Source organism: Pseudomonas sp. NBRC 111131, from assembly GCF_001320525.1.
Lineage (GTDB): Bacteria > Pseudomonadota > Gammaproteobacteria > Pseudomonadales > Pseudomonadaceae > Aquipseudomonas > Aquipseudomonas ceruminis.
Genome location: NZ_BCBH01000002.1, coordinates 151,631 through 168,066, shown reverse-complemented (window position 1 = coordinate 168,066; position 16,436 = coordinate 151,631). Strand labels below are relative to the sequence as shown.

General features: G+C 64.1%; 16 protein-coding genes. 3 read left to right on the top strand and 13 right to left on the bottom strand.

From position 1 onward, the window contains the following. Window positions 1-136 precede the first annotated feature (136 nt). Both APH34_RS02880 and APH34_RS02875 read right to left on the bottom strand, forming a co-directional pair. Window positions 137-2,554 (bottom strand): glucose/quinate/shikimate family membrane-bound PQQ-dependent dehydrogenase, encoded by a 2,418-nt coding sequence (locus APH34_RS02880; protein ID WP_054899662.1) that lies wholly within the window; start codon window positions 2,552-2,554, stop codon window positions 137-139. A 251-nt stretch (window positions 2,555-2,805) separates the two neighbouring features. After that, window positions 2,806-3,417, bottom strand: coding sequence for a LysE family translocator (locus APH34_RS02875; RefSeq protein ID WP_054899661.1), 612 nt, complete (start codon window positions 3,415-3,417; stop codon window positions 2,806-2,808). 98 nt (window positions 3,418-3,515) lie between these two features. On the opposite strand from APH34_RS02875, the gene APH34_RS02870 reads away from it, so the two are divergent. Further along, window positions 3,516-4,487 (top strand): GlxA family transcriptional regulator, encoded by a 972-nt coding sequence (locus APH34_RS02870; RefSeq protein WP_054899843.1) that lies wholly within the window; start codon window positions 3,516-3,518, stop codon window positions 4,485-4,487. A gap of 40 nt (window positions 4,488-4,527) precedes the next feature. Here the strand turns inward: APH34_RS02870 and APH34_RS02865 are convergent, their stop codons facing one another. From APH34_RS02865 to APH34_RS02850, 4 genes are all read right to left on the bottom strand, one after another. Beyond that, window positions 4,528-5,379 carry a CAP domain-containing protein gene (locus APH34_RS02865; protein ID WP_054899660.1) on the bottom strand — a complete coding sequence of 284 codons (852 nt, stop codon included), beginning with the start codon at window positions 5,377-5,379 and terminating at the stop codon, window positions 4,528-4,530. Window positions 5,380-5,602: 223 nt separating this feature from the next. Then, entirely contained in the window at window positions 5,603-6,214 is a 612-nt protein-coding gene (locus APH34_RS02860) for a cell wall hydrolase (RefSeq protein ID WP_054899659.1), read from the bottom strand. A gap of 48 nt (window positions 6,215-6,262) precedes the next feature. Continuing rightward, entirely contained in the window at window positions 6,263-7,180 is a 918-nt protein-coding gene (locus APH34_RS02855; RefSeq protein WP_054899658.1) for an AEC family transporter, read from the bottom strand. A gap of 120 nt (window positions 7,181-7,300) precedes the next feature. Further along, entirely contained in the window at window positions 7,301-8,164 is an 864-nt protein-coding gene (locus tag APH34_RS02850) for a LysR family transcriptional regulator (RefSeq protein WP_054899657.1), read from the bottom strand. 120 nt (window positions 8,165-8,284) lie between these two features. Between APH34_RS02850 and sodC the strand changes: the two genes are divergently transcribed. Then, entirely contained in the window at window positions 8,285-8,800 is a 516-nt protein-coding gene (gene sodC / locus APH34_RS02845; protein WP_054899656.1) for a superoxide dismutase family protein, read from the top strand. 41 nt (window positions 8,801-8,841) lie between these two features. Here the strand turns inward: sodC and APH34_RS02840 are convergent, their stop codons facing one another. The 4 genes from APH34_RS02840 to APH34_RS02825 form a co-directional block, all read right to left on the bottom strand. Continuing rightward, entirely contained in the window at window positions 8,842-9,441 is a 600-nt protein-coding gene (locus APH34_RS02840) for an START domain-containing protein (protein WP_054899655.1), read from the bottom strand. 89 nt (window positions 9,442-9,530) lie between these two features. Next, window positions 9,531-10,367, bottom strand: coding sequence for a bifunctional allantoicase/(S)-ureidoglycine aminohydrolase (locus APH34_RS02835; RefSeq protein ID WP_054899654.1), 837 nt, complete (start codon window positions 10,365-10,367; stop codon window positions 9,531-9,533). Between the two features lie 132 nt (window positions 10,368-10,499). Further along, a complete protein-coding gene (locus APH34_RS02830; RefSeq protein ID WP_054899653.1) occupies window positions 10,500-11,864 on the bottom strand; it encodes an LLM class flavin-dependent oxidoreductase in 1,365 nt (454 codons plus the stop codon). A 14-nt stretch (window positions 11,865-11,878) separates the two neighbouring features. Continuing rightward, window positions 11,879-12,859 carry an aliphatic sulfonate ABC transporter substrate-binding protein gene (locus tag APH34_RS02825; RefSeq protein WP_054899652.1) on the bottom strand — a complete coding sequence of 327 codons (981 nt, stop codon included), beginning with the start codon at window positions 12,857-12,859 and terminating at the stop codon, window positions 11,879-11,881. Between the two features lie 251 nt (window positions 12,860-13,110). Here APH34_RS02825 and APH34_RS02820 point away from each other — a divergent pair, with 251 nt between their 5' ends. Then, window positions 13,111-13,989, top strand: coding sequence for a hypothetical protein (locus APH34_RS02820; RefSeq protein ID WP_054899651.1), 879 nt, complete (start codon window positions 13,111-13,113; stop codon window positions 13,987-13,989). 97 nt (window positions 13,990-14,086) lie between these two features. Here the strand turns inward: APH34_RS02820 and APH34_RS02815 are convergent, their stop codons facing one another. From APH34_RS02815 to APH34_RS02805, 3 genes are read right to left on the bottom strand one after another with little or no spacing between them, the layout of a single operon-like run. Continuing rightward, window positions 14,087-14,749, bottom strand: a complete 663-nt coding sequence (locus APH34_RS02815; RefSeq protein ID WP_054899650.1) for a bifunctional 2-polyprenyl-6-hydroxyphenol methylase/3-demethylubiquinol 3-O-methyltransferase UbiG — start codon at window positions 14,747-14,749, stop codon at window positions 14,087-14,089. Window positions 14,750-14,775: 26 nt separating this feature from the next. Further along, window positions 14,776-15,597: a phosphatase PAP2 family protein gene (locus APH34_RS02810; RefSeq protein ID WP_054899649.1), complete on the bottom strand. Its 822-nt coding sequence runs from the start codon at window positions 15,595-15,597 to the stop codon at window positions 14,776-14,778. A gap of 2 nt (window positions 15,598-15,599) precedes the next feature. Beyond that, window positions 15,600-16,277, bottom strand: a complete 678-nt coding sequence (locus tag APH34_RS02805) for a histidine phosphatase family protein (protein WP_054899648.1) — start codon at window positions 16,275-16,277, stop codon at window positions 15,600-15,602. Window positions 16,278-16,436 lie beyond the last annotated feature (159 nt).

The window sequence follows — 16,436 nt, the reverse complement described above, 5'->3', positions numbered from 1 at the left end:
GAGGGCTTTCCTGGTAAATCTGGGTGTTTGGGGGCGGTGCAATCACCGGCCAGGCCCGCGCCCACAGCGGGTGCAGCCTGTCCAAGCGCTGCATGACCTGTGAGTGCGGGCCAGCCCGCGTAAAGAACGGCTCGGTTCAGGGCAGGGCGTAGGAAATCACGTAGTCGCCACGGTCTGTCGACTGGCGGGCACCGCCCGCGGTGATTACCACGTACTGCTTGCCGGTCTTGGGTGAAACGTAGGTCATTGGGCCGCCCTGGCTACCCACCGGCAGGCGGGCCTTCCAGACCTCGTTGCCGTTGCTGCTGTCGTAGGCGCGCAGATAGAAGTCCTGGGTGCCGGCGATGAAGACCAGGCCGCCCTGGGTCGACAAGGTACCGCCAAGGGTCGGCAGGCCGATCTTGATTGGCAGGTGCATGCGGATGCCAAGGGGGCCGGTGTCTTCGACGGTGCCGACCGGTACCTGCCAGGCCACCTGACGGGTCTTCATGTCGATGGCGGTCAGGGTGCCGAACGGTGGCGCCTGGCACGGGATGCCGGCGACCGACAGGAAGCGGTTCTTGTTCACCGCGTATGGCGTGCCCTTGAGCGGGACGGCGCCCATACCGGTGTTCAGCGCTTCACCACCGGAGGCTGCCTGGCCCTGGTTCTGCGAAGGGATCATTTGAATCCACAGGCCCAGGCGCATGTCGTTGACGAAGATGAAACCGTGTACCGGGTCGGTAGACAGGCTGCCCCAGTTCATGCCGCCCAGCGAGCCCGGGAAGCTCAGCGACAGGTCGGTGCCCGGCGCGGTGTACAGGCCGTCGTAGCGCATCTTCTTGAAGTCGATACGGCACAGCAGTTGGTCGTATGGGGTTGCGCCCCACATGTCCGACTCGGTCAGGGTCTGCGCGCCAATCTGTGGCATACCGACCGATTTCGGCTGGGTTGGGGCATACGGCTCGTTGGGGATGTTGCTTGGCTTGACCGGTACTTCGTCGACCTGGGTCAGCGGTTTGCCGGTAGCACGGTCGAGGACGTAGATCTGCCCGGCCTTGGTGCCGATCACTACCGCAGGTACTGTCTTGCCGTCATCCTTGGTGAAGTCGATCAGGCTTGGTTGCATCGGCAGGTCGAAGTCCCAGAGGTCGTTGTGCACGGTCTGAAACACCCACTTCTCGTTACCGGTAGTGGCGTCCAGGGCCAGGACGGAAGCGCCGTAAGTGTGGTCGAGCGTGTTGCGTTCAACGCCATAGATGTCCGTGGACGACGAGCCCATCGGCAGGAATACGGTGTTCATCGCCGGGTCGTAGGACATGGGTGCCCAGCTGTTCGGGGTACTGCGCACATAGGTACTGCCGTCGGCTGGCGCATTTCGGTCTTGTGGGTTGCCTGGGTCGAAGGCCCAGCGCATGGCCCCGGTGATCACGTCGAAACCACGGATCACACCCCCTGGCATGTCGGTCTGGACGTTGTCGGCGACACGGCCGCCGACCACCACGGTGGTACCGGCCATCAGCGGCGCGGAGGACAACTGGTAGTAGGAGTCCGGTACATCACCCAGGCCGGCCATGAGGTCGACCTGGCCATTGTTGCCGAAGCCCTGGCAAAACTCGCCCGTGTCGGCATCAACTGCGATCAGGCGGCCATCGATGGTGTTGGTCAGCAGGCGACGCTGGCAATTGGCGCCGGCCGGTACGCTGCCGACGGTGATCGGGGAGCTGTTGGGCTGGGTGGGCTGGGCGATCGGCGCGGTTGCGTCGAAGTAAGCCATGCCACGGCAACGCTGCCAGACTTTGGACTGGGCGTTGATCGGGTTTTTCCACAGTTCCTTGCCGGTGTCGGCATCGAGGGCGATCAGGTTGTTATGCGGGGTGCAGATGAACACCTTGTTGCCGACCTGCAGGGGTGTCAGCTGGTCTTCGGCGCCATTGCCATCGCTGAGCGCCACGTCACCGGTGTGGTAGGTCCAGGCGACCTTGAGCTTGTCGACGTTGGTGCGGTTGATCTGGTCCAGGGCCGCAAAGCGGCTGCCACCTTCAGTGTTGCCGTAGTGAGCCCAGTCCTTCTGCTCCTTGCCGGGTTCCACCGGGGTCATGCCTGGGCCTTTACCGGTCGGCGCGACACTGGGGTGGGCGACGAACATGTTGCCGGCGGCGATGGCCAGTACCACGGCCAGTACGCCGGCGATGCCATAGGCGCCGCGGCCTGTGCTGGCGCCATTGGCACGCGTCAGCAGCGGGTACACCAGCGCTACCACCATGCCGATTGCACCGAACATGAACAAGCGCGAGAACAGCGGCCAGAACACCAGCCCCGCATCGATCAGTGCCCAGATGGCGGTGCCGACCAGGAAGGCTGCATACAACCACGCGCCGGCCCGCTTGCGACGAGCAATCAAGACGCCGGCGATGGCCATGGCCAGTCCGCCGATCAGGAAGTACCAGGAACCGCCCAGGCCAGCCAGCTTGACGCCGCCAGCAGCCAGGAGGAGGCCGAGCAGGGCGACGATCACGCCCAAGCCGACCAGGATGAAGTGTGTGGCACGCGAGGTGCGTGGTATTTCGTTCATGCCAGGGATCTCAGCAGGTGGAATGCGTGCAGTTTAAGCCCTTAGCAAGCTAATTAACAAGTTAGTACATAATTTTGTGGGGCCGATTGTCGCAGGGTTGAACTTGCCAGAATGTCGCTAAAAGCCTAGAACATGCAGGCAAAGGCGCGGGTATTAAAAGCATTTTCCCGGTTGGCACCTAGCGCGTTAGACATTTGTCTTATAGCTGCCGTGAGCTGCTGTCCCCTGGGTTCGCTGCGTGGCTGAGCGCGCTAGCGCCCCAGCGGCAACGCTATGCCAATAACAGCGAACAGGCTCCCGCAGCACCGGTTGAAACCTTTGCCGCCCTTGGCGAGCCACGGCCGTATACGAAATGCCAGGCGCGCCAGCAGGTATTCCACCACGAACTCGACACTGGCAAAGGTGGCCGCCATGATCACGAACTGGATGAACAGCCCGCGCTGCGGATCGATGAATTGCGGCAGGAATGCGCCATAGAACAGCAGCACCTTGGGGTTGGCCATGGCCGACAGCAGGCCCTGGCGAAACAGGCCGGCATTGCTCAGGCGCGCAGCCCCTGCGGGGACGTCCAGGTGCAGCGCCGGGCTGCGCCACAGCTGCACCCCCAGCCAGACCAGGTAAGCCCCGCCTACCCATTTGAGTATGCTGAGCAGCGATGCCGAGGCCTGTAGCAAGGCCGTGAGGCCAAACATGGCCAGCGCGATCAGTGCGCTGAAGCCGAATACTCCGCCGACGATCGTGAACAGCGTGCGGCGTGCGCCATACACTGCGCCATGGGTCAGGGCCAGCAGGCTGTTCGGGCCTGGCGTGAGGGACAGGCCAATGCTCGCCAGCAGATAGATGAGCCAGGTATTCAGCGCCATGGTGCAAACCTTGGTTTTTCGAAGTGGCCAGTCTAAGGGACAGCAGCCATAGTGCAGGGTATGTTATGGACATCCAATGGTGCTTTTTGGACATTTCCATGCCTCCCGATATCCGCCTGCTGATCATGCCTTTGCCCGATTTCGCTTTACTGCCCTTTGGCGCTTTCCTCGACAAGCTGCGTTTCAGTGCTGACGACGAAGATTACAGCCGCCAGCGCTACTGCAGTTGGACCCTGGGCGGCCTGGCCGGCGAGCCCGTTGTGTCCAGCAGCGGTGCCGTGATCCAGGTCCAGGCCATCGGCGAACCGTCATTGGCCGATTACGACTACCTGGTGTTGTTCGGCGGCCGTAATGCCGAAGCCACCGCAGCCTTGGCGCCCCGTTACCAGCGGCTGCTCAGGCGCGCGGCCAGGGCAGGGGTGAAACTGGTGGGCATCGACAACGCCGCCTTTCTGCTGGCGGCGTGCGGTCTGCTCGACGGCCACCCGGTGGTGGTGCACTGGCGTCACGAGGCCGAGTTTCGCGCGTCCTTTCCACACCTGCAGGTGCTCCGCGAGCAGTTGTATTGCATCGATGGTGCCCGTATCACCTGCGCCGGCGGCACGGCTGCCATCGACCTTGCGGTAGAGCTGCTGTCACACGCTTGCGGGCGGGCCCGCGCGCTCAAGGGCCTGGCCGACATGCTGGTGGACGAGTCGCGCGACAGCCGCCATGCCTTGCGTTCGCTGGAGGCCGGGCCAGGGCAGGGGCGCCAGGTGCAGCGTGCCTTGGCGCTGATGCGTCACCATTTGGGCACAGCGCTCACCCTCGAGCAGTTGGCAGCACAACTGGGCATCAGCCGGCGTCAACTGGACCGCCAGTTCCAGGGCAGCCATGGCATGAGCGCCAAAGCCTGGTGGTTGGAAATGCGCCTGCAGCAGGCGCGCTGGCGCTTGCGCAACTCCAGCCACAGCCTGGCGCAGATTGCCGACGAGGTGGGGTTGGTGGACGCGAGTCATCTGGGTAAGTGCGTGCGCCGGCGTTATGGGTGCACGGCGCTGCAGTTGCGGGCGGGGTTCAGCGACAGCTGACCCTGCCTGCCAGGAGGCGACCCCACTTCAAGGGACCTGTTTACTGTGGCGTCCCGAACAACCCCGTCCAGTAGATACCTGCATCGCTCTTGGGGTCCACGGCATAGGCCGCGCCCATCTCACGAAAGTCCGGGTTCATCAGCGTGGCGCAATGCCCTGGGCTGGCCAGCCAGCCGTCCACCACCTTCTGTGCCGTGTCGCGCCCGGCTGCAATGTTTTCGCCAATCTGCTGGTACAGGTAGCCGGCCAGCTCGGCCCGGTCCCCCGGGGTACGTCCGTCGCGGTCGATATGGTCAAAGAAGTTCTGGTTGGCCATGGCCCGCGTATGGTTGGCTGCCACGCCCGCCAGGGCAGTGCTCCAGCTCAGTGCAGGGGCCGCAGCGAAGGGCTGGCCGCCGCATTGGCGCGGCGCCTTGCGCGCGGTGTTGATTGCCTGCAGGACTTTTTGCCCCTCGGCCTGCCAATCGCCCAAGCGCCCACTGAGCAATGGCCGGGCAAGCACGATACGCCAGTCGCGGCCCTCCTGGCTGACACCGATGTCGACGAATTGCGGGTCGAGCACCACCTGGCAGAAGCTCTCTTCTATGGCATGCATGGCGGCGCTGGCATCGCGCGGGCCCGACAGGCTGATGGCCTGGACATTGACCATGGGGTAGGCGGCGCGGGTCATGGCTTGCTGCAGGTCGCGGGTACCTTCCGGCGACAGCGCCAGCCGGGTGTCGCTGTTGAGCGGTGGCAGTTCCAGCGATGCCTCGCCGCCGCAGGGCTGGGCCTTGCTGCGGTAGGCATTGATCGACTCGATCAGCTGCGCCTCTTCGCCGGTGGCAGCCAGGCTCCCGGTCGAGATGACCAGACCCAGCGACAAGGCGGCAACGGATGACAGGACGCGCATGTGGATCTCCCTGTGACTGGCAGCGTCTTGGTATGCGCTGCTCATCCTACACAAGCCCAAGGCTTTTGGCCCGGTATCGTGCAAAGCAAAATAAACGCCGGCAATGGGTTGCAAGCGGCAAAAGAGGGAGTAGACCACGGGTCAACGGGAAAGTGCGATGGCGTGCCCGGGACAGCCAGCCAGCGGCGGCTCGGCCGCAGCCCGTCGCGGATCGCACAAGGCTTCAGCGGGCCAGGGCCGGGTTTGGCTTGTAGAACAGAAAGTGCCGGGTCTCGGCCGTCTTGCGGTAGGCCTTGGCCCACTGTGGGTGAACGTTGCGGTCATGGAAGTAGAGCGCACCACCGGTGGTGTCCTTGAGCTGCTGGTTGAGTGCCCGGCGCGCGATCTCCTTGGCGATATCGTAACGCTGCGCTTCCTCGACCTGGTCCGGACGCCCGTCACACCACCAGGAAAACTGGCAGGATTTGCTTTCCACACCCTGCTTCACCACCCCGCAGATGGTATCGGGGAAACCGTCGTGGCCCAGCCGGTTGATCACCACACTGGCCACCGCGCTCATGTCCTTGTCATCGGCGCCCTTGGCCTCCCAATAGATGGTACGGGCCAGGCAGGTGATACTGTCGTCCATCGGAGCCTGGCCGGCCGGATCCACAGCCTTCACCTCGCCGGGGGTCAATGTTTCGGTTTTCTTGGGCGGTGGCGCGTCATCGACCACCTTTTCCTCCAGCGCTTGCGCCTTGTCTTCGGCAACTGCGGCCTTGGCGCTGTCGGCAGCATTCAAAGGGCCTGCAAGCAGGGCCGAGGTCAGGCCGATCACCATCCACGTCAGGCGCATGGTCAGGGTTCCGAAGGGTGGGCTGCTTCACAGTCTAGCCAAGCGCCATCAATTCAGCGAAAGCATTAACACCAAGGGTAAGGTGACCGCTGCGGCCACTGTCTGCAGGGCGATGATGGTGGCCATCAGCGGTGCGTTGCCGCCCATCTGCCGAGCCATGACGTAGGATGAAGACGCCGTCGGCAACGCCTGGAACAGCACGGCCACCACCGCAGCCTGGCCCCCCAGGCCGAGCAGGCGGCACAGGCCCCAGGTGGTCAGGGGCATGACCACGAACTTGAACGCAGAAGCCGCCAGCAGCGGCTTGACCTGTTGGCCGAGGCGGGCGCCACCCAGGGCCGCGCCTACGCACAGCAGGCCCAGGGGTAGCGCGGCCTGGCCCAGCGCTTTCACCGTCGGTTCCAGGCCAGCGGGCAGGCCCAGCCCGGTCAGCCGCAGCAGCAGCCCGCCTGCGCAACCGACGATCAACGGGTTGGCGAAAATGGCCCGTAACACGGTGGCTGGGGAGCTGTGACGCGCACTGAAGCGGGCGAACACCAGCACGCAGAGCAGGTTCACCAGCGGCACGATGGCAGCGTTGGCCACCGCCGCCAGGGCGATGCCGGCACTGCCGTAGATACCTGCCGCCAGGGTGGCGCCGATGTAGTTGTTGAACCGCACCCCGCCCTGGAAGACTGAGGTGAAGTCGGCACCATCATGGTTCACGGCCCCTTGGTAGAGCACCAGCAGCAGGGCGCCAAGCACCGTCGAGAGCATCAACACGCCGACCATGCCCAGCACCGGTACGCCGTCGAGGTTGGCGGTGGCCAGCCCGTGAAGGAATAGCGAAGGCAGCAGCACGTAGTAGCTCAGGCGTTCGGCGCCTGGCCAGAAACTGTCAGCGAGAAAGCCGCGCACGCGCAGCAAGGTGCCCAGGGCGATCAGCAGGATGATGGGCACCAGGGTCGTCAGCAGGAGGTGGAGCATGGGGGCGGTCCGTCGGCGGGTACGGGCACAGGTTAGCGTGGCGGACTGATGGCTAAAAACGTTGTTTTCTTCAGTGACTGTTGAGAAAAAATGCACGCTCATCTCGCCCTACGCGGGGCGTCACGCCTCCATCGCCGTTTTCAGTACCGCACTCAAATGCCGGCGCTGGCTTTTTTCATGCTCCAGCAGCACCACCCGGCGTTTGAGCTGCGGTTCACCGAACGGCAAGCACGTGGCCGCTGGCAGCCGCTGCAGGTCTTCGTCGGACATCGGGATGATCGCCACCCCCAGGCCCATGACCGCCATGCGTGCCAGGGCTTCCTGGCTGTCCAGTTCCATCTGCTCGCTCACTTGCAAATGCTGGCGACGCAGCTCCTGTTCGATTTGCCGCCCCGCCCATGCCCGTTTGTCAAAGCGCAGGAACGGTTGGCTGGCCAGCAGCTGTGGCAGGCTCTGGCCCGCTAGCTCGGGGCTGGCGATGGCCCAGAAGCGGTCCTCGAACAGGGGGGTGTAGTCCAGGCTCTGCGGATAAGGGCTCACCGGTTCGGTGGTGATCGCCGCATCCAGGTCGCCGTCTTCGATGCGCCGCGCCAACTCTGCTGACATGCCCGAAGCCACGCTGATGTGCAACTCAGGATGGTGGGCCTTGATCCACACCAGGGCCCTGGGCAGGCGGCGGGCCAGTACCGTATGGATGGCCCCCAGGCGCAAGCGGCCGCGCAGCCTTGGGCCGCTGGCCAAAGCATCGGCCAGTTCGTCGTAGGCGGCCAGGATGGTTTCGGCGCGTGCCACCGCCAGTTGGCCGGCTTCGGTCAGCACCACCTGGCGGCGGCTGCGGTCGAACAACGCTACCTGCAGCTCGTCCTCCAGCGTCTTTATGTGCAGGCTTACCGCCGAGGGGGTGAGGCTGAGCAAGTCGGCGGCACGGGCGAAGGTGCCGTGGCGGGCGATGGTCACGAGGGTGCGCAGGGCTTTGAGGGACACGCGAACGGGCTCCAGAGGCAAGTGTTTCATTCTGTGGCCGGATGGAATGCCTGGCAACCTGTGCAGTCCCACCTGTTAGCGGGTACGACACTCACTCAACCCAAGCCATGGAGTCACACTATGAAAGCAGTGGTTTTCAGCGCATTGCTGGCCTCAGCGGGCCTTGCACAAGCCGCGCAGACGGTAGAGCTCAAGCTGGCCGGGCCGGACGGCCCCGGCAAGTCGATCGGTACCATCAGCATCGAGCAGAACACCTACGGCACGCTGCTCACCCCGGACCTCAAGGACCTGCCGCCCGGCGTGCATGGCTTCCACCTGCACCAGAACCCATCCTGCGGGCCAGCCGAGGAAAACGGTAAGCCGGTACCGGCAGGTGCCGCCGGTGGCCACTGGGACCCTGGCTCGAGCAACGCGCACAAAGGCCCCTATGACGACAGCGGCCATCGGGGTGACCTGCCGGCGCTGTATGTCGGCGCTGACGGCAAGGCCACCTATCCGGTGCTGGCGCCGCGGTTGAAGGCTGCGGACTTCACCGGGCATGCGCTGATGGTGCATGCCGGTGGTGACAACCACAGCGACCACCCTGAGAAGCTCGGTGGCGGTGGCGCACGTGTGGCCTGCGGGGTGGTGCAGTAGCCCAGCGCCGTGGTGAGCACATGCTCAGCCAAGCTGTAGCGTCACGGCTGTCGCTCTGCTACGGCCCTCAGCGTTCGCAGCGTCACCAAAGGGGCATCCACCACAAAGCGGTTGGCCAACCACCCAGGCACATCGCCGGCCGGGTCGGCCTCCAGTTGGTAGGTCACTTCGGTCATACGAGCACCCAGTGGTTTCATGATCCATTCGCCACTGAGGTGCTGCACGCGGATCAACCCTGGCGTTTCGGGCAGTTTTTTTGGTTCAGCGCTCAGGTGCCGTACCAGGGTGCCATCGTCCAACCGTTCGGTAGTGACCTTGAGGATGATGTCCCGCGGCAGGGTTGGCCACGGCAGATTAGTGGTCAAGTACACCCAGGTGCTGTCACCGTCGACCTCCAGCAGGCGCATCTGGTCGCAGGCATACAGCCATTTACAGGCCACGCGCAGATTCTCCTGCATATCGATGAGGGTGTTCACACTGGCCTTGATGGTGCTGACACCCCGGAACTGTTGATAAGGAGAGTCGGCGACCCCGCGCAGGTACACCCGGATGCCTTCACGGTCGTAGGCCAGGTTCCAGTCATCGGCGGCCTGTGCGCAGGTGCACAGCAGCAGGGCGGCAAGCAGGAAGCTACGGTTCATGGCGCGCACTGCGTGGTGGGTAGGGCCTTGAGTATGTGCGCCAAACACAAAGCCCGCCAGTTGGCGGGCTTTGGTGCATCAACCAGAACTCAACGCTGTGGGTTGAGCGTCAGGTGCACGTGGCGGTTCACATCCTTGTACAAAAGGTAGCTGAACTTGCCTGGGCCGCCGGCATAGCAGGCTTGCGGGCAGAAGGCGCGCAGCCACATGAAGTCGCCGGCTTCCACTTCGACCCAGTCCTGGTTCAGGCGGTAGACCGCCTTGCCTTCCAGTACGTACAGGCCGTGTTCCATGACGTGGGTTTCGGCAAACGGAATCACGCCGCCAGGCTGGAAGGTCACGATGTTGACGTGCATGTCGTGACGCATGTCGGCCATGTCGACGAAGCGCGTGGTGACCCAGCGGCCTTCGGTGCCCGGCATCTCGATGACGGTGGCATTGTCCCGATGGGTGACGAAGGACTCCGGAGCATCCAGGCCATCAACCTTCTGGTAGTGCTTGCGCAACCAGTGGAAGGTGGTATTGGCCTTGCTGTGGTTGCGCAGGCTCCATTCAGCGCCTGGGGCAATGAACGCGTAGCCACCCTGGCTCAGGGTGTGGTGCTTGCCTTCCAGGGTGATGTCGAGTTCGCCTTCGACGACGAACACTACCGCTTCAGCGTTGGGGTCCAGTTCTGGGCGCTCGCTGCCGCCTTCCGGGGCCACTTCAACGATGTACTGGGAGAAGGTTTCGGCAAAGCCGGTCAGCGGGCGGGCGATGACCCACATGCGCATCTTGTCCCAGAACGGCAGGTGGCTGGTGACGATGTCACGCATCACGCCTTTGGGGATTACGGCATAGGCTTCGGTGAACATGGCACGGTCAGTCAGCAGCTCGGTTTGAGCCGGGTGCCCACCGTGGGGGGCGAAGTAGGAGTGATTCGACATGAACGGTCTCGACTTGTTGTTCTCTCCCCATGCCTTGGACCACACCGGCCGGTGCGTGCAGGGGATGCACGGACAGCATAGGGGCCAGTCCGCGGCATCCACAAATTAAATGTTGAAATACCCGGTATTTGCTTACTGAATGCTAACCTGGCGCCCGGCGTGGTCGTCGGGCAAGCGATCGCCCTGGCCAAACAGCTTGTGGCGCAGGGTGCCCTCGGTGTAGCCCAGCGGGTAGCGGCCGCGGCGTTGCAACTCCGGTACCAGCAGCTCAACCACATTGGCCAGGTCATCCGGTTGCACCGCATAGGTGAGGTTGAAACCGTCGATCCCGGTCTGATCGAGCCAGTGCTCCAACTGATCTGCGATTTCACTGGGGTTACCCACCAGCACCGGGCCACGCCCGCCAAGGCCGATGAACTCGGCGGCTTCGCGCACTGTCCAGCGCCGGTTGGGGTCGGCGGCGGTGAAGGCGGCCAACGCGGCGCGGCCAGCATCGTTTTCCACGTACTCGATGTGGGTGTCCGGGTCGAGGCCAGCGAAGTCGATCCCCGTCCAGCCCGAGAGCAGGGCGAGGGCGGCATCCAGGTCCACATGGCGACGGTAATCGGCAAAACGCGCCTGGGCCTCTTCGGTGGTGGACGCGACGATCAGCAGGGCCTGGGCGTAGATCAGCACGTCATCACTGCCGCGCCCGGCCACCTCGCTGGCCTGACGAATGCCGTCGGCGTAGCGGCGCAGCACCGTCGGTGTTGGCCCGCTGATGAACACACATTCGGCATGCCGGGCGGCAAACTGCTGGCCGCGCGCCGAGGCGCCGGCCTGGAACAGTACCGGGGTGCGCTGCGGTGAGGGTTGGCACAGGTGCATGCCGGGTACCTGGAAGTGCTCGCCGGCGTGGCCAATGGCATGCACTTTCGAGGGTTCGATGTAGCGGCCGGTGTCCCGTTCGAGCAGCACGGCATCGTCGTCCCAGCTTTTTTCCCACAGTTTGTACAGCACCTGCAGGTATTCCTCAGCCAGGTCGTAGCGCTGGTCGTGCCCCAGTTGACGGGCCAGGCCCAGGTTGCGCGCGGCGCTGTCCAGGTAGCCGGTAACGATGTTCCAGCCTACCCGGCCGTTGCTCAGGTGGTCGAGCGTGGACATGCGCCGGGCGAAGGGGTAGGGGTGTTCGTAGGTCAGCGAGAAGGTCACGCCAAAGCCTAGATGCTCGGTGACGCCGGCCATGGCCGGCACCAGCAGCAGCGGGTCATTGACCGGCACCTGCACGCCGCCGCGCAGGGCGGCATCGGGCCCACCCTGGTAGACGTCATAGATGCCCAGCACATCGGCGATGAACAGCGCGTCGAACAGGCCGCGCTCGAGCAGACGCGCAAGGTCGGTCCAGTAATCCAGGCGGTTGAAGGCCACGCTGGTGTTGCGCGGGTGACGCCACAGCCCAGGCGACTGGTGGCTCGCGGCGTTCATGCTGAAGGCGTTGAAACGGATGTGGCGGGGCATCACGTCATCTCCGTTCAAGGCAGCACGGAAGCCGGGTAAACCGCATCGGCCACCTGCAGCTTATGCGGGATCAAGCCCAGGCCCTGGAAGGTGTCAGCCAGTTTCTGCTGCTCCGCGACGATCTGCGGGGTGATGGCCACGGCGTTGTAGTTGCGCCGTTCGCTGGCCACTTCCAGCACATTGGCGTTGATGCCCAGTTGCGGTGCCAGCAGTGCTGCCACTTCAGCGGGCTTGGCGTTGGCCCACTGGCTGACCTTGCCCAGCTCGGCGAAGAAGGTCTTGAGCACGTCTCTGTGCTGGTCGGCGAAGCTGGCGGTAGACAGGTAGAAGGTGCGGTTGTTGGACAGGCCGCTGCCATCGCGCAGGTTCTTCAGGCCAGGTTGGCTTTCTGCGGCGGCAAGGAACGGGTCCCACAGGGTCGCGGCCTGCACGCTGCCCGACTGCAGGGCGGCCACCGCATCGGCGGCGTTGTTCACGTAGGCGGGGGTGATGTCCTGGTAGGTCAGGCCGGCTTGTTCGAGGGCTACGGCCAACAGGTACTGGGCGTTCCAGCCACGGCCCGTCGCCACGCGCTTGCCTTTGAGGTCCTGTACGCCGGCGAGGTGATCCTGTTCACGGACCACCAGGCCGATGCCACGCGGGTAGGGCTGTTCGGCGGCAAGGTACACCACCGGTTTGCCGGCTGCCTGGGCGAAGACCGACGGCGCGTCGGCGGCATGGCCCAAGTCGATGGCGCCGGTACTCAGTGCTTCGAGCAGTTGTGGGCCGGCGGCGAATTCATACCAGCTGACTTTCACCCCTTGGGGGGCCAGGGCCTTTTCCAGAGCACCGCTGCTCTTGAGGATATTGATGCTGTTGAATTTCTGGTAACCGATCCGCAGGGTATTTGCCTCATCGGCAATGGCGTTGGACCAGGGCAGCAGGGCGCTGGCGACGGTTGCCAGCAGGCCGCCGACCAGCAGGCGGCGCAAGGGAGAGAAGGCACGGGCGGGCATGGGAGCGATCCTTGAACAGGGGGATAAACGGTGCCCCCAGCGTAAGGAGACTGCGTTTGGCTTTCAATTTTTTAATTCCATTTGGTTAGATTGTTTTGTTCTTTTTATATCATTTTGTGATTTTTACGGGGCAATCCAATGCAGTGGATTTACCTGTGCTGGCCGGCTTTTACGCGAGGAACAACGCCGATTGACATTTTTTTCACATTGCCTTGCTAGGATCGCTCGCATTCTCGAGGAGCCAGTCTTTCATGCCCATTTTGCGCCAGCGCGGCACCCGTATCGCCCTGACCACCACTGCCGCACTACTCAGCGCTACCTTGGGCTTTTTCGCCTGGCAGAGTTTTTATCCCGTCCAGGCCAGCGATGGCTGGGCGGTCGAGGTGCTGCACCGGGATGTGGCCAAGGCCGCGTCGCTGCTACCCCAGGCTGATGGCAGCCTGTTGGTCAGCCGCGAACTGGATGATGGCCGTGGCAGCATCCTCAAGATCACTGCCTCGGGGGACCGTGTGGTACTGATCGACAAGCTGTCCAAGCCCGACGGTATGGTCGCGGCCCAGGGCGGCTGGGTGTTCAGCCAGGAGGGCGGGCTGGCACCGGTCAGCCTGTCCCGCGATGGCCAGGTGTCGCACCTGTTCGACGGCGATAGCGTGCAGGGGCTCTGGAACGATGGTGATTACCTGTACGCCATCGAAGACCGCAAGGGCAATGGCCGGCTGATGCGTTACCAGTGGACCAGCGGCCGGCTTGAAGTGCTGCGCTCGGGCCTGACCGAAACCGAGGGGCTGGCGCGTTGCACGGATGGTCGCCTGCTGTACACCGAGAAGCGCACCGGCAAGGTGCGTGCGCTGGCTGACGACGGTAATGACCCGGTGGTAGTGGAAGGCCTGCGCAACCCGACGTTCCTGATGTGTGATCAGCGTGGCCTGTGGATCAGCGAAGACAATACCCACCGCGCCCGCCTGCTGCGCGTCGATGCCGATGGCTCGCAGCACACTGTGCTGACCTTCCTCAAGGCGCCGCAGTCGATCGTGCCCGACGGCAAGGGCGGTTACCTGTTGGCCGAAGGTGGCCGCAACCGTGTGCTGCAACTGACCCCGCCGCCAGAGCAGCACACAGCGCAGCGCTAGCCGGGCAGGCGGCGCTTGCGCCCCGATTACCGACGCTGATTGCCCGGGTCGCGCCTATGCGGGCTGCCAGGCCAGAAGGTTGGCGCAAGTAAACGGTTTATTCCGCCACCAGCAGCAACGACTGCGGCACCGCCTGCTGCGGATGTTGTGGCTCTTGCAGGCTCACCAGCCTGAAGCCGGCCATGTCCAGCGCATTGAACCAACTGGCCAAGGTGCGGAAGTACCACGGCATCGGCTGCCACTGCCCGGTAAACCCGGCGAACGACTCCTCGCGCCAGCCATCCTGGTAGTCCCCATCGGCCACGCTCCAGGGGTGCAGGGTCTGGATCACCAGTGCGCCGCCGGGCACCAGCAGAGCCTTCATGGCCGCCAGCAGCGCAATGATGTCCTGCTGCAGCAAGGCAAAGTTGGCGCAGATCAGGTCATAGCCCGTACCGATGTCCACTACGCCCGTGGCCAATTGCTCATAGCTGGCCTGGTACACGTGCGCCGAGCCTGCGGCCCGCGCGGCTTCGACCAACGCGGCATCGCCATCCACGCCGTGGGCGTCGATGCCCCGGTCAGCCAGCATCCGCAGCAGCCAACCCTCGCCACACCCCAGGTCCAGCACCCGATCAGGCTGGCGGCCAAGCACGGCCAACAGGATTGCCTGGTTGGTGACCTGCTGACGGCTTTCGATGGCTCCGCCGCGAACAGCATCGATCCAGGCCTGCGCGTTGTATTGCCAGCTTTGCAGCAAGGCAGCTTCGCGGCTTGCCATCGCACCCTCCAGCGCAGTGGGAAAGCTCAAGCATAGGCATCCACGGGCAGGTTGTCTCTGGCCTGGTGCAATGTCGGTTGCAGGGCTGGCCGGCCATAGAACAGCAGGGCGGTGGTCCAGGTCGTCAACCAGACGAAAATCCCGGCCCAGAAGGTATGAGACATGTAGTGCCAGCCCTGGAGCACTCGGGTAGTGCCGAAGACAAAACCGATCAGCAGGATGGCCACCAGCAGCTTGCGAGCGTGCGGCCAGCGGTGGCGCAAGGCTACGAAGTACAGGGCGAGCAAGGTGAAGCCGCTGGAAGCGTGACCGCCTGGCCAGCAGCGGCCGTCACCGGCCTTGCTCAGCCAGGTGAAGTTTTCATACCACTCCATGCGCAACTGGTTGCCACCGTACAGTGTGGTTTCAACCGGGCAGTACACGCTGGTGTGGCTTTTCAGGTAGTGGATCACGGTGGTGCTCAGGGCGAAGGCGACCACGATGAACAGCAAGTCGCGGCGGTGCCGATGCGTCAAGCGCAACAACGGGCTGAGCCTGGCTTTGTGCAGTAGCCGGGTAATCCCTGCCTCGGGACGGGCGGCCAGGCGTGGCCACACAAACGACAGTAACGTGCCGATCACCGCCAGCTCACCGGTCCAGTCCGGCAGGATGCGCGGCCACTTGTGGGTCAGTGTCTCGAACCACTGCACATGCAACAGCGGGAATCGGCCGGTGGCCGGGTCGAGCAGCAGGTTGCTGATCCAGCGATCCAGCTCGGTGAGGTCGAACAGCAGGAACACCATGACCGCCAGCAGCAGGGGCAGCAGCAGGTTGTTGACGTAAAACGTGGTCCGTGAAGGGCCTGGCATGGTTATTCCCCAGTACGGCTGACAAGTTTGCGCCATTGATTGGCATTCAGTTGCCCGAGTATTCGGGGATGCCCCGTTGGGCCTTTGGCGACGAACAGCGCACTGGCATAGCCGCTGTCGCGCTCGCCACCCGGTACGTCCAGTTGCCGCTCGAACTGGTCGATGCAACCACTGTGGGTCACCAGCACCAGGTTGTGGCCAGCGCGCTTGTGCGCCAATGCGGCATCGGCGAAAGTGCCGTCGCACCTCATCAGCCAGTCTTGCGTCTCGACAGCCCTGCCGAAGACGTACGACGCGGTCTGCCGGGTGCGAACTTCCGGGCTGCTGAGGATATCGGCCGCGTCCAACCCCAGGTCACGGATGCCATCGCCCACGCCCGCGGCTGCCTGGCTGCCTTCCAGGGTGATGCCGGCGGGGTCGTTCAGGCAGGGGTGACTGGAGCGGTCGCAGCGCTCGGCATGGCGCACCAGCACTATTACTTCGCCTTTGGCCCAGGCGGAATAGACACCGCTGGCCTGCATGCGCTGCACCGTGCCCAGGTTTGCCACCTGGGTGCCAGAGGCATGCCAGAGGCCGAATGCCAGCAGCGCCAGCAGCACGCCCAGCAGCAAGGGCCTGGGTAGGCGCCGGCGCCAGGCACGCACAGGGCGCGGGTGAACGTGAATGACATGTTCCAGCATGCGGCCACTCCAAGGCTGAGCGGGTAAGGCCGAAAAGGTCGGCCCCCCGAAACTGGCGGCACCTTAGCGTTGTGGTTGTGGCGCTGGAGTGAAGCGGATGTGAAAAAAGTCTGGGCGGGCACAGCCGCAGGGCCGGGCGAGATCACGCCCGGCCAGGGC

What these genes read in the sequence shown, in the direction of transcription:
- APH34_RS02825 (WP_054899652.1), bottom strand. Translation starts at nt 12,859, where the DNA reads ATGCCCGCCCGTGCCTTCTCTCCCTTGCGCCGCCTGCTGGTCGGCGGC.
- APH34_RS02855 (WP_054899658.1), bottom strand. Translation starts at nt 7,180, where the DNA reads ATGCTCCACCTCCTGCTGACGACCCTGGTGCCCATCATCCTGCTGATC.
- APH34_RS02835 (WP_054899654.1), bottom strand. Translation starts at nt 10,367, where the DNA reads ATGTCGAATCACTCCTACTTCGCCCCCCACGGTGGGCACCCGGCTCAA.
- APH34_RS02860 (WP_054899659.1), bottom strand. Translation starts at nt 6,214, where the DNA reads ATGCGCCTGACGTGGATGGTGATCGGCCTGACCTCGGCCCTGCTTGCA.
- APH34_RS02810 (WP_054899649.1), bottom strand. Translation starts at nt 15,597, where the DNA reads ATGCCAGGCCCTTCACGGACCACGTTTTACGTCAACAACCTGCTGCTG.
- APH34_RS02840 (WP_054899655.1), bottom strand. Translation starts at nt 9,441, where the DNA reads ATGAACCGTAGCTTCCTGCTTGCCGCCCTGCTGCTGTGCACCTGCGCA.
- APH34_RS02820 (WP_054899651.1), top strand. Translation starts at nt 13,111, where the DNA reads ATGCCCATTTTGCGCCAGCGCGGCACCCGTATCGCCCTGACCACCACT.
- APH34_RS02805 (WP_054899648.1), bottom strand. Translation starts at nt 16,277, where the DNA reads ATGCTGGAACATGTCATTCACGTTCACCCGCGCCCTGTGCGTGCCTGG.
- APH34_RS02880 (WP_054899662.1), bottom strand. Translation starts at nt 2,554, where the DNA reads ATGAACGAAATACCACGCACCTCGCGTGCCACACACTTCATCCTGGTC.
- APH34_RS02875 (WP_054899661.1), bottom strand. Translation starts at nt 3,417, where the DNA reads ATGGCGCTGAATACCTGGCTCATCTATCTGCTGGCGAGCATTGGCCTG.
- APH34_RS02865 (WP_054899660.1), bottom strand. Translation starts at nt 5,379, where the DNA reads ATGCGCGTCCTGTCATCCGTTGCCGCCTTGTCGCTGGGTCTGGTCATC.
- sodC (WP_054899656.1), top strand. Translation starts at nt 8,285, where the DNA reads ATGAAAGCAGTGGTTTTCAGCGCATTGCTGGCCTCAGCGGGCCTTGCA.
- APH34_RS02870 (WP_054899843.1), top strand. Translation starts at nt 3,516, where the DNA reads ATGCCTCCCGATATCCGCCTGCTGATCATGCCTTTGCCCGATTTCGCT.
- APH34_RS02830 (WP_054899653.1), bottom strand. Translation starts at nt 11,864, where the DNA reads ATGCCCCGCCACATCCGTTTCAACGCCTTCAGCATGAACGCCGCGAGC.
- APH34_RS02815 (WP_054899650.1), bottom strand. Translation starts at nt 14,749, where the DNA reads ATGGCAAGCCGCGAAGCTGCCTTGCTGCAAAGCTGGCAATACAACGCG.